This window comes from Leptolyngbya iicbica LK (assembly GCF_004212215.1).
Classification (GTDB): Bacteria; Cyanobacteriota; Cyanobacteriia; order Phormidesmidales; family Phormidesmidaceae; genus Halomicronema; species Halomicronema iicbica.
Map to the genome: position 1 here is coordinate 1375318 of NZ_QVFV01000002.1, position 12405 is coordinate 1387722.

Sequence of the window (12405 nt, forward strand, 5' to 3'; positions counted from 1 at the left end):
CAACGCAAAAAGGTGCAGAGACTCAGGCTCACATCTCTACACCTTCATTATGAGTCGCGATCCAGAGCGCGATCGCAACCGCAGACAAACCGTAGCAATCAGCCCTGGCATCAGGACAGCGACGCGCCTAGCCCCCAGCGACAGCGGGGACAATGCTGACCTCATCACCATCACTCAGGGCCGTGTCTTTGCCATCTAAGAACCGGATATCTTCGCTGTTGACGTAGAAATTCACAAAGCGACGCAGTTCGCCCTGGTCGTCGCAGAGGCGGGCCTTGATCCCGGGAAAGTGGGAATCCAGGGTATCCATCAAGGACGCGATATTGGCGGCGTCACACTCGACCGTCGCTTCGTTATTGGTGAATTTTTGCAGGGGAGTGGGAATCAGAACTTTGATGGCCATAGCTACTCGAAAATCAAAAGGTCAAAAATTTAGGGGTTAGGCGATCGCTCGCCTAAATGTTGTCCGATAAAACAGCCTACCCCTGTTTGTGTCAACAAAGGCAGGCTGCGACTACGCGAGAGTGAGTTTTCACGGGAAAGATTCCAGAAAACTCAAAGAAAACGCTGTTAGACGGAGGTTTGTTGCCAGTCCAAACGCTCCAGGGTGCGAGCCCGCTCCAGTGCTCGCTCAAAGCTGTCCAGCTTGGGCTCAATGGTCAACGGCTCACCAATATAACCCTGCACGGCTTCCTGGGTTTTCAGCCCGTTGCCCGTGATATAAGCCACAGTGGTTTCGTCGGGATCAATCTTGCCCGCTTCCACCAGCTTCTTGAGCACGGCGATCGTGGTGCCGCCCGCGGTCTCGGTAAAGATGCCTTCGGTTTCCGCCAGGAGCTTAATGCCGTCAATGATTTCAGCATCAGTGACATCTTCGATGTTGCCGTTGGTCTTGCGGGCAATATCCAGGGCGTAGATACCGTCAGCGGGGTTGCCAATCGCAATCGACTTGGCAATGGTGTTGGGCTTCACCGGAGTCACAAAATCCCGTCCCTCTTTGAAGGCTTGGGAAATGGGCGAGCAGCCTTCCGCCTGCGCCCCACTAAAGCGCACGTCTTTGGCATCCACCAGACCCGTTTTCACAAACTCTTGGAAGCCCTTGTAGATCTTGGTAAACAGGGAACCCGAGGCCAACGGCGCAACAATGTGGTCAGGCAGTTGCCAGCCGAGTTGCTCCACAACTTCATAGCCCAGGGTTTTCGACCCTTCGGAGTAGTAGGGACGCAGGTTAATGTTCACAAATCCCCAACCCTGAGTATTCGCGACCTCAGAGCAGAGGCGGTTGACCTGGTCGTAGTTGCCTTTCACCGCCATCACGGTGGGGTTGTAAATCAACGTACCGAGGACTTTACCGGCTTCCAAATCAGCGGGGATGAAGACGCAGCAGTCGAGTCCAGCATGGGCCGCGATCGCTGCTGTGGAGTTCGCCAGGTTACCCGTGCTTGCACAAGAGACGGTAGAGAAGCCCAGTTCACGGGCACGGCTGAGGGCGATCGACACCACCCGATCCTTAAAACTCAAGGTCGGCATGTTGACCGCGTCGTTTTTAATGTAGAGAGACCTCAACCCTAAACGCCGCGCGAGGCGATCGGCTTTGAGTAGGGGAGTCATCCCCGTACCGACATCGATGGGATTGTCGGAGGCCACCGGCAAAAAATCTTTGTAGCGCCAAATTGATTTCGGCCCCGCTTCAATACTGGCGCGACTCACCCGCTGACGAATCAGGTCGTAGTCGTAAACCACCTCTAAGGGACCAAAGCAAACATCTTCGCAAACGTGCTTGGCACCGAGTTCATAGGTTTCGCCACACTCTCGACAGCGCAGTGCCGAAAAAGTTGCGCCTAAGGCAGCGCCGGTCGATAAAGTTTTGGGCTGTTCAATGGCCTGGGTCATCGTTTTCTGTGCTCTCTCGCGGAATGAATTGGTAGCAGCTGCAGCAACAGGACTGTTTCAACTGAACTTCGCGGATAGTATCACGGCTAAAAAACACGGGTCAAACATACCCGACCATTTTTGTCGGGATTTGAAATGAATCAATGAAACAATTGCTGGAGAAGACTTTGAAGGCTTTGTCCGGCAGCGATCGCCATCCGAGCCCAAAACCATGTTCAGGAAAAAATTGACACCTTTGCTACAAAAAATCCAGTGAGCTCAAAGCCGCGATCGCGCCCTTTGCCCTGCCACTCCTAAGATTTTCGGCAGTTTTGTCGACTCCAAGTATCGTTAGATACAAAAGGTCTTCTCATAAGTCGCATTAATAGACGGTTAATGCATTGCGGTTTGCATTTCTTAAAGGCCCAAAGACCACGCAATGATGTCTCAATTGATAGGCGTTTTCGTGGATTTCAGTAAGATGTGGCTATCGTGATGTTTGGTTCCAGCAGACAAAAGTGGACTCAAGATGATAGCAGCGCAGGACAAGCCCTTAGCCAATGCGTTTCGCCAACTCGCAGGCGGCGCGTTTCCGCCAGTCGTGGAAACCTACGAGCGCGGCAAGACAATCTTTTTTCCCGGTGATCCCGCGGAGCGCGTCTATTTTTTGATGAAAGGGGCGGTGAAGCTCTCGCGAGTTTACGAAATCGGCGAAGAAATCACGGTCGCTTTGCTGCGAGAGAATAGCGTCTTCGGGGTGCTATCCCTGATTACGGGTGAGCGGTCTGATCGCTTTTACCATGCGGTAGCGTTCACGCCAGTCGAGTTGTTGTCTTTACCGATTGATCAAGTGCAGCCCGCGCTCGCCGAAAATCCGGAACTCGCCATGGTAATGCTGAAAGGGTTGTCATCGCGCATTTTGCAGACCGAGATGATGATCGAAACCTTAGCTCATCGCGATATGGGCTCTCGGTTAGTCAGTTTTCTCCTGATTTTGTGCCGCGACTTTGGCATTCCTAGTTCCGATGGCATCACCATTGACCTGAAATTATCGCACCAGGCGATCGCTGAGGCGATCGGGTCTACCCGAGTCACCGTCACTCGCTTGCTAGGCGATCTCCGCCAAGAAGGCATGATTGCCATCCATAAAAAGAAGATTACCGTGCATGACCCGGTGAATCTCAGTCAGCAGTTCACCTGATTGGAAAGCGTTGCAGTAGAGTGGTCATGAATCGCAGGTAACGGGCGCATGGCCACAGGCTACGTTCTAGTATTAGCAGTCTTGATTCTAGGCGGCGTAATTGCCACGCTAGGCGATCGCATTGGCATGCGCGTTGGCAAGGCGCGGTTGAGCCTATTTAACCTGCGCCCGCGCCAGACGGCGACTGTGGTCAGTATTTTGACGGGCGGCGTCATTTCCGCCTCGACCTTGGCTTTGCTCTTTGGTGTGAGTCAGCAACTCCGCACCGGGGTCTTTGAGCTAGAGCGCATTCAAGAGGACCTCTTGCAGGCTGAGGCAGAACTAGGCGAAGCAGAAACCGCCAAGGCCGACATTGAGTCTGCTCTCACCGATGCCCGCGCCGAACAAACAGCGGCCCAGCAGGAACTCGCCAAAATTAATCGGTCCTTGCAACAGGCGGTCGAGCAGCAACAAACAACCCAGAGCGAACTCCAGCAGTCGCGATCGCGATTATCATCGCTCCAATCGGAACTGGGAGAGGTTTCCCAGCAATCGGCTCAACTCCAAAATGAAATTCAGCGGTTACAGACCGAGCGGGCCGACCTATTGCAGCAGCAGGCCACAGTCCAAGAGCGCATTGCCGAGCGCGATCGCCTCATTGCCGAACGTGACCAAGACATTGCCCAGCGCGAAGCCCGCCTTCGAGAACTGCAAAGTCAACAGGCCGAACTACAAGAAAATGTTGCATTGTTGGAACAACAATATCAGGGCCTTTTTCGGGGCAGCGTCGCCGTCGGTCGCAACGAACCTCTCGTCTCAGTGCTGTTAAGAGTCAACGACGAAGTAGAAGCTCGCCGCGCCGTTGATCAACTGTTGCGGCAGGCCAACCGCTCCGCCATCGAAGAAATTGCCCCAGGCATCGATCGCGATGATCCGGTCTTGCTGATTCCCACCCAAGACGTTGATCGCCTTGTGCAGCGCATCAGCGATGGCCAGTCTTATGTGGTGCGGGTGCTTTCGTCGGCTAACTATATTATTGGCGAGCCTTGCGTCGTTGCTGATGGTGGCCCTTGCGTCCAGGTCTTTATCGACGCCGCAGTGAATGAACTCATCTACGAACCGGGACAGCGCCTCGCGATGGTCAGTGTTGATCCCCGGAATTTGACCAATCAAGAGTTAGTCGAAAAGCTAAACCTACTAATTGCGTCACTCCAATTTCGTGCCCGTCAAGACGGCATTGTGGGCGATACCTTGCAGGTCGCCGACGGACGGACAGATGCCTTGATCGCCTTTTTGCAAGAAATGCGGAATCTGGATACGCCGATCGACATTCAAGCGATCGCGTCAGCCCCGATTCCAACAGTCGGCCCGTTACAAGTCGAATTATTTGCCGTTCGCAATGGCCAGGTGCTGCTACGCACCGATGACTTACCCCGTGAAGCCCCTTCAGAGACCAGTTCCAGCGATCCCCGCCGCCGTTAGCAGCTCCTCAATCAAGCCATTTCAAGCAGCTGACAAGATTATTTTTCCATCAAGGAAATTTAAGAATGTCTACAAGATTTGCGGATAGTAACTATCTGCGCCCTGATTTAGCTTTCTATATTATTCAGTGCTTAAAATTGGTCTACGACATCAAAAGCGTCTTAAGACCAAGCTTGGGATCGCCATATCAGCGTTAGCGGGATCACGGTAGTCAACATTGGGATTCACTATCTCCAGCCCGCCATTTAGCTTGAGCGATATAAGCAGTTTGATGATGGCCGAGATGTTGGCAACGACTTATTCTCGGCAAAGCGACCATGATTTTTGCTGATGAGGTTACTGCAAACCCTAACTGATCAACCCATAAGGCCAGTTCACAAGCGTAAGGAGAAATCCGATGAAATTTGAAGATATTTATCAGTTTTTTGAGGATCCACCACCGATATACCTTAACAAGGAACTGGCTGTTTGCTATGTCTTGGCAGTGCTCTTGCAGCAAGATTCCTACGGGACGGAACTGATTCAGAAACTCGCCAAGGATTATTCTGACTATCGACTATCCGATACCGTTCTCTACAGTGCCTTAAAATTCCTCGAAGATCAGTCCGCCATTGACGGTTACTGGAAAAAAGTTGAGGGCCGGGGCCGTCCCCGGCGGATGTATCGGCTGAATCCGGATTGGCGGATGCAAGCCGAAGAACTCGCGGATTTGTGGATTAACTACATGCGCGATCGCGTTTCCCAAACCAAGGTTATGCCAGAGCCAGCCTATTCCGGTCGTTAAGGGCTACCCCCGAGTTTGAAACCATAATCCCCATGCTGATAAACCTCAGCATGGGGATTATGGTATGGACCTGTAGCGCCGCAATATCGTGAGGGCCAAAGGTCTCAGGAAGGGGCATTTGATCTGTCAGACCTGGATCTCGACTGTTCACTATCAGCCCCGGTATTTAGCTAGACGACCTCAACGCAACGCGTACCTTCGCGCGTTGTCAGCCCCGCATGAACAACCGACACCTGCCTTCAAAAGCAGAGCGCATTTAGGCTATTCAAGCTTCGATTTTGACCGAGATAATCTTGTCGCCCTGGCGAATCGCATTCACCACATCCATATCCTCAGTTTTGCCAAATACGGTGTGTACGCCATCTAGGTGGGGCTGTGGAGCGTGGCAAATGAAAAACTGACTGCCACCCGTATCAGGGCCACGGTGTGCCATCGATAGGCTGCCGGCCTCATGCTTATTTTGATTGATTTCACACTTGATGGTGTAGCCAGGGCCGCCCGTGCCATTGCCTTTGGGGCAGCCGCCTTGAATCATAAAGTTAGGAATCACCCGATGAAAGTTGAGGCCGTCATAAAAGCCATTATTCGCCAGATCGACAAAGTTCTGAACGGTGCCAGGCGCGTCAGCATCAAACATTTCTAGCGTAATCGTGCCCTTATCCGTTTCCATAATTGCGCGAGTCATCCAGTCTCCTAGTGAGTATTGTGAGTCAACAAGCTAGGCAGGCATTTGCTTTAAATCTGCGATCGCACTGCTAACTGAGAAGGTCTATGGTTCACTCTATACGTTTTGGCGATCGCTTTTATCATCACCCATCATGGCTAGGCGCACTGATAATAAAGCTGCCGCGATGATCCCAGAGTCGATTTAAGTCAACTGGCTGATATCACTCAGATCGAGTGGGCCAAAATCATCATCGTCGTCATCCGAGTCATCCGAATCTTCTGCCGCTGACTCTCCTAAAAAGTCGTCATCACCAAAGAGGGCATTGACGTCTTCAGCCATATTGTCTTGATCTGACGGAGTATCACCAAAAAGGTCATCCTCTCCGAACAAATCATCTTCCAATTCAGCAGAGGCGCCTTCGGCAGTGCCGCCCTCATCTTCAGAGACTTCCAAGTCAGCGGTTAAATTGTCCGTTTCACCAAACAAAGCCTCATCTAGGTCTAGAGATGTGGTTTCATCAGTACTGCTCTCATCCGCTACGGCTTCCCAGTCAACAGTTAAATCATCTGCTTCGCCGAACAAATCATTTTCTAGTTCTGAAGAGGCGGCGTTAGTATCGGTTCCTCCCTCTGCTGAAGGTTCTAAATCAGCAGTCAAATCGTCTGCTTCGCCGAACAAATCATCCGTTAGTTCGGGCGAATCGGCCTCAATGTCAATATTCTCATCTGCCGGAGTTTCGAGATCAGCGGTCAAATCATCCGCTTCATCAAACAAATCATCATCTAGTGCTGCCTCTGAATCAGTGCTAGATGGTTCTCCCGCAACAGTTTCCAAGTCTTTGGTCAAATCATCTGCTTCGCCAAACAAATCGTCGTCTAACGCTGCATCAGGAATGACCGACTCGCTATCCGCACCCATCTCCTGATCGTCGGTCAGCTCATCCGACTCACCAAACAAATCCGCCTCTGATTCCGGCGACAGGGCTGGTGAGGCAGCGGCTGCGCCAGACTCTGACAAGGTGTCTGCAAAGGCCTCAGCATCACCAAGCAGCGAGTCATCCTCGTCAAATAAGTCATCATCAGCCGACGTCGCGTCTGAGAGAAAAATATCGGCTCCAACTGTCGCTGAAGGTTCAACTGCATTTGCCAGAGCATCGTCAGCAAAATTCGCGGAAACTTCCTCGTCTACTTCCTCGCTGACTTCAGTGGCGTCAGCCTCTGAGGCATCATCGGTTCCCAGGTCAGAGACTAAATCTTCATACCCATCGTCATTGAGAAACGCATCCATCGGATCCGTCACCTCTGATTGGGTGGTTTGCTGTAGGGCCGATAGCCGTTGGGCATAGTCGGCTTCTAATTCTTCTAAACGACGGTCTAACTGCACCTGTTGGGCCGCCAACTGCTCAGCCAGACGTTGCTCAAAGTCGACCTGTGCTTGCTGCGTCGCAGCCGCGACCTGTTGGTCGAGTTCCCGTTGGGTATATCGCATCTCTGCGACATCAGACATTTCCGCAGCTGATCCCGGAGACGCTAACGCCACCGTCGTTTCATCGCCAGTACCCATAATTTCACTCGGGGTTGGAGGCACGATCTCACTAGCCAGAGTCGAAGCAGCAGAGGCTTCAGCCTCGACTCGTAGCGCGGCTAATTGCGCTTGTAACTCAGCCTCGCGATCGGCAAACTCTTGCTCAAATTCTTGATGCTTTGCCGCCATTTTTTGATCAAACTCAGCCTGCATCTCGTCTCTAGCGATGCCGACATGCTCAGCGAGTTGCTTTTCGTAAGACTTTTGCAGCTTTTGAGCCGCTTCGTTGAGCCGGAGTTCATACTGCCGTTTGAGGTGCATGACCTCGCGGGGTGACGCTTTGGCGGTACTGTCGCCATTTGCTGCTTCGGTAGCCTCTCCTGGTGTGGCCGTTACGGCCATCCCGCGGTGGTTGCTGGCCGGGGGCTGTGTGGCCGCAGCTCGCCCTTGCTGCATGACCCGAAACCGGGTTTCGTAGGTCTGCTCCATTTCAACCGTTTTTTGCGATAGCTGATCTTGGTAGTGCTCGATAGTGTTTGCCAGCTGCGTTTCATAGTCGTGGCGGAGTTGGTCAGTCGCTTCTCTTAACCGTAATTCGTGGGATTGTTCGATTTCGGTCAGCCGTCGCTGACTCACTTTGAGAGCTTCGGCCTGTTGGCGAAATCGTTTTTGCACGAGGGAATAGCCAATTAAAATGCCCACGAGCAGGACGATCAAAAACGCAATGATGATGCCAGGGGTAAATGAATTCATAAGGATTCCCTCGTTTTGGCTGAGCGACTATTAGGGTCATTGCCCTGACACGTCAGCAATGACACACGCAGTTTTGCCCCACATGTTAGCGAGCAATGCTCAACTGCATTCATAAATTCGATGAAGTGAATTGTTTTTACATGAAAATCACCCCAGGCTGTGCCGCGAGGATAGGTGGATCTTGGCGCAAGGCGCGATCGCCTGGTCAACTGGCCTCCCCCTTGCACTGGGTGCGTTAAGTATTCGCCCCCGCTTTGCGATTGCGATTGCGATATAGATGTGGTGCTGAGGGCCGGGAGCGTCACCGATAGAATAGTGAAATCAGGAGCAATTTGCTTGCTGACTGCATTTAGTGACTGTGATTAACGTTCACCATGATGAAAAGTGCTTTGATGTCGTCGACTCTGCGCCAGGAAGTGTTGAATTGGTTGCACACAGCAGTGCCAGAGGTGCGGCTACAGCATATTTTGCGGGTCGAGCAAATGGCGATCGCCCTAGCTGAGGCCCATCAGCTATCGGTGGTGCAGGCCCAACAGGCAGCGTTGATGCACGATTTGGCCAAGTGTTTTGCCCCTGAAAAATTATTAGCCGTCGCGGCTGCCGAAGAATGGGAACTTGACCCCGCTGAGCAACAAGTGCCCCATTTGCTACACGCGCCCGTGGGAGCAGTGGTGGCCCGCGAGCAGTTTGGCATCACTGATGAAACGGTACTGCGAGCGATCGCTGCACACACCCTAGGCAGTCCCGATATGGACGCGATCGGCGCAGTGGTGTATCTGGCCGATGCACTAGAGCCGGGACGGGGCGACACCCCTCAGCTACATCATCTTCGACAGCTAAGTTATGGTGATTTATGGAAAGCGACTTATGAAACCTGTGTTTTTTCCTTACAACATTTGTTGGAACGCAGGCGACCAGTTCATCCACGCACTATCCTGACCCATAACGGGTTGTTAACGATCTGTCGTCAATCTACTCAATCAGTTACCGCCTAAGTCGCCCAAGTCAGTGTGCATTGTTTACAAGTTTTCCTACGTCTGGCCTTAAAGTAGGCCATCAAGCTGTTGAATTGAGGACTTTCACCTTCAAATGTCAGATGTCAAAAATACGGTTACTCCCTTTCAAAAATCGGCCTCCTCAGATGCTGCGATCCCAGTTACCGATGCGGCAACGCGGAACTTTGCCTTGGCCTTAGCCGCTGCCGCTGACGAACGCAAAGGGGCAGACATTCGGATTTTGAAGGTCGATGGGGTGTCGTTTATCGCCGACTATTTTGTTGTGGTCACGGGCTTTTCCTCGGCTCAGGTCAGAGCGATCGCCCGCAGCATCAATGACACTGCTGCCGCTGATTTTGAGCGTCAACCTCTACGTACCGAAGGACAAGGCGACAGCAGCTGGGTCTTGCAAGACTACGGCGAAGTCATCGTCCATATTTTCATGCCTGATGAGCGCGACTATTACGATTTAGAAGCGTTTTGGGGCCATGCAGAAGAAATCCCCTTTGCGGCAGAGTCATAGTAGATCCACCACTGGGAGCCGCTATTGCTCGCAAGCAAGGTTGAGGATGTAATGGTTAATTGAGCCAGCCATCAAAGAGGAACGACATCTTCATAATGGCGACACACCATATCAGTCTGACAGGAAGCAATGATGCTGCCCAGCGCAGTTTGCTCATCGATGGGGAGTGATTCCTAAACCCAAAAGACACAGAACGCATTGCTCGTCGCCATATCACTCGACACTAGAGTCGGATTTGCCATTGATAGATACAATTATCGTCAAACCAACTCATGTGGTAAGGGCTAGCCCCATCCTGGGCAACATAAGTTAGCTTAAGGTTAGATGCTAATTAGGGTTACATTTCCTCGTGAGTCAGAAGCAGGATTAGGCTCCTGCAGGAAGCGACACCTGACTATAGAAGTCATCTTTTGGTAGTGCAGGTAACGGTTCCACTGAGGTAAACATCTCAAGGTTGTAAGCATCCAGTGATTACGAAACGGGAAGAGGAAAACTAGCGTGCTTTATCTGGCTGAGGTTCAAAGAAAGACTGGATTTATCGGCAGTGGTAAGGCAGATTTTAAGCTGCTCGCTTGTCAACGCGGTGATACGTGGACGGGTGTCCCTGGTGACGAGACCATTGCGGCCCCAGACGATGCTAGCTACAACGCCGGAGCCTTGGTCATGGTTGAGCTGAGCAACAACCGCCAAATCACCCGTCACTATGACGCCGGTCGTCCGCTGGTAGGCATTTTGCAAAACTTCTCTAACCAGAGCAAAAAGTCCAAATCCCAAGAAGAAGAGATTGAGCAGTGGAAGCAATCACTCACCTTTCAAAGTCAAGAATTAAATCGGCGTGAGTTAGAACTTGAAACCCGCCAAGAACAAGTTGAACAGGCTGAAGCTGATCTAGAAAAACTCGAAGCGCAGCGACAGGAAATTGAGTCGTCTCAACAAGAACTGGATCAGTTAAAAGAAGAACTGGATCGCAAACATCAAGAACTGCAAGGGGCGTGGGATCATCTCAACGGTGAAATCCGGCGGTTTGAAGAGCGCCAAGAAGACGCCTCGCAAAATGCGGGCCTGGATGAAGCCCAAAGCCAGCAGCTGCAAGAAGCCTTAGAACGTCTCACCAATGCAGTGACCCCCACAGAGGGGCTTCGCGAACAACTTAACTTGGCTTACGAGCTCGTCAACCAGCAGCAATCTCTCTTATCTGAGCGCCAGCAGTCACTGGCAACGCAACAGCAGCAGCTAGACGAAAGACGAGGTCAGCTGCAGCAAGAAATTGAAACCCTGACTGGTCATTGGCAAGGCTGGCATGATGCCGAAGCTGCTTTGAATAGTCGTAAAGCTGACTTAAAAGTGCAGCAGCAGACTCTAGCCGACAAGCAAGCTGATGTGCAGACGTTGTCTCAGCAGTTGCAATCGCAAAGCAATCTATATCAGCAAGTTTACGAACTGCTGAATACCTCTGACAAAGTCCGTCTGAGCGACAAAGTTGACGTTGCTGCGTTGGATGCCTTACCGCTTGATGAGTTGCAAAAGGTCGTTACAGATTTAGAAAAAGACTTAGAAAAAGTCTCTCGGTTTGTGAATGACCAAGAAGAAGAATTAAAACTGGAACAAGAGGCGATTGACGAACTGAAGCAACGGATGGAGCAAGTGAGTGAATTCGATCGCTTGCAGCTGGAAACAGAACTCGCCGAAGAGCAAGACCGCTACCAAATGCTCAATGAGACCTTGGTTGGTCAACGACGCAATCTACTTGAGCGGGAAGAGGTATTGAGTCAGCATCAGGCCGTATTGCGACGGCGACAGGGGCTAGCAACGGAAGAAGCGCCCGTCAATGTGGTGGATTTGGAGCCGATTTTGAAACAAATTGATGCTCAACGCCAGCAAACTTCGGACACCTTGCAGCAGTGTGAGTCTGAGATCAAAGAGATACAGGCCCGCCTCGACACGATGAAAAAAGAGGTTGAGGAGAAATCGGCTGAGCTCGCAACCGGGCGTGAAGATTTAAAAGGCCAAGATTTGCAATTGCGAGAAAAGCAGGGCGAATTAGGGGCTCTGGAAGGACGAATTCAAATCTTGACCGAGGTTTTAACGCCGCTGCAAGAACAGCACGACGGCATGCGGCAAAAGTTAGACGACATGTCGGAGTCACTATCTCAATTCCAGGAGGCTAGCGATTATCAGTTGCAGGCGATCGCAGAGGTCAAGCAACTGATTTCGACGCTGACTTCCCATGACGCTTCTGAAGCAATGTCAGCTTAGGGCAGCTAGCCGTTAACGACTCTCTAGAGTTAGAAGAGGTGATCATCTTCTCTTGGGCTGGCTCAGAAAGCTTTCTTGTGCTTGCTTTGCCAATCATTCACAGATGATGTGAGAGGATGACTGAAAAGTAATCAACATCAATCGCTATGGCAGATCAAGTCATTTGGGTCAATGAGCAAATTGATCCCTGCGGCATCGTTTATTCTTGCATTGCCTGTGTGGATGAGCAGCAGGCTCAGGCTTGTCATGCTTCCTTTAAAGCGAACCTGAGTGAAGAACAAAAAGCGGCAGGCTGGGTAGCCCAGATGCGCCAAGTACAGTCATGGGAAGATGTGCCCGTGAGTGCTCTAAAACTGAGCTACTGAGGCC

General features: G+C 51.6%; 11 protein-coding genes. 7 read left to right on the forward strand and 4 right to left on the reverse strand.

Translation table 11 applies throughout. The features are described 5' to 3' along the window. Positions 1-127: 127 nt before the first annotated feature. Together DYY88_RS13085 and thrC are read right to left on the reverse strand one after the other, a co-directional pair. Positions 128-403 (reverse strand): MoaD/ThiS family protein, encoded by a 276-nt coding sequence (locus DYY88_RS13085; protein ID WP_039727482.1) that lies wholly within the window; start codon positions 401-403, stop codon positions 128-130. A 167-nt stretch (positions 404-570) separates the two neighbouring features. Continuing rightward, the gene (thrC, locus tag DYY88_RS13090) at positions 571-1893 is read right to left on the reverse strand and encodes a threonine synthase (protein WP_039727481.1); all 1323 of its coding nucleotides are present in this window, start codon (positions 1891-1893) and stop codon (positions 571-573) included. A gap of 508 nt (positions 1894-2401) precedes the next feature. Between thrC and ntcA the strand changes: the two genes are divergently transcribed. From ntcA to DYY88_RS13105, 3 genes are all read left to right on the forward strand, one after another. After that, complete coding sequence (gene ntcA / locus DYY88_RS13095) at positions 2402-3073, forward strand: global nitrogen regulator NtcA (RefSeq protein WP_039727480.1); 672 nt, start codon at positions 2402-2404, stop codon at positions 3071-3073. A gap of 48 nt (positions 3074-3121) precedes the next feature. Further along, positions 3122-4534: a DUF3084 family protein gene (locus tag DYY88_RS13100; RefSeq protein ID WP_039727479.1), complete on the forward strand. Its 1413-nt coding sequence runs from the start codon at positions 3122-3124 to the stop codon at positions 4532-4534. A gap of 397 nt (positions 4535-4931) precedes the next feature. Next, positions 4932-5318, forward strand: a complete 387-nt coding sequence (locus tag DYY88_RS13105; protein WP_039727478.1) for a PadR family transcriptional regulator — start codon at positions 4932-4934, stop codon at positions 5316-5318. 265 nt (positions 5319-5583) lie between these two features. Here DYY88_RS13105 and DYY88_RS13110 read toward each other — a convergent pair whose 3' ends face one another. Further along, positions 5584-6003: a peptidylprolyl isomerase gene (locus DYY88_RS13110; protein ID WP_039727477.1), complete on the reverse strand. Its 420-nt coding sequence runs from the start codon at positions 6001-6003 to the stop codon at positions 5584-5586. A 183-nt stretch (positions 6004-6186) separates the two neighbouring features. After that, the gene (locus tag DYY88_RS13115) at positions 6187-8262 is read right to left on the reverse strand and encodes a hypothetical protein (RefSeq protein WP_039727476.1); all 2076 of its coding nucleotides are present in this window, start codon (positions 8260-8262) and stop codon (positions 6187-6189) included. Positions 8263-8636: 374 nt separating this feature from the next. Here DYY88_RS13115 and yqeK point away from each other — a divergent pair, with 374 nt between their 5' ends. The 4 genes from yqeK to DYY88_RS13135 all read left to right on the forward strand — a co-directional run bounded on the left by yqeK (position 8637) and on the right by DYY88_RS13135 (position 12401). Further along, a complete protein-coding gene (yqeK, locus tag DYY88_RS13120; RefSeq protein ID WP_207223319.1) occupies positions 8637-9257 on the forward strand; it encodes a bis(5'-nucleosyl)-tetraphosphatase (symmetrical) YqeK in 621 nt (206 codons plus the stop codon). Between the two features lie 94 nt (positions 9258-9351). Beyond that, positions 9352-9780, forward strand: coding sequence for a ribosome silencing factor (gene rsfS, locus DYY88_RS13125; protein WP_039727475.1), 429 nt, complete (start codon positions 9352-9354; stop codon positions 9778-9780). 498 nt (positions 9781-10278) lie between these two features. Then, entirely contained in the window at positions 10279-12036 is a 1758-nt protein-coding gene (gene hmpF / locus DYY88_RS13130; protein WP_039727474.1) for a pilus motility taxis protein HmpF, read from the forward strand. 146 nt (positions 12037-12182) lie between these two features. Continuing rightward, on the forward strand, positions 12183-12401 hold the full coding sequence (locus DYY88_RS13135; protein WP_039727473.1) for a hypothetical protein: 219 nt from the start codon (positions 12183-12185) through the stop codon (positions 12399-12401). Positions 12402-12405: the final 4 nt, after the last annotated feature.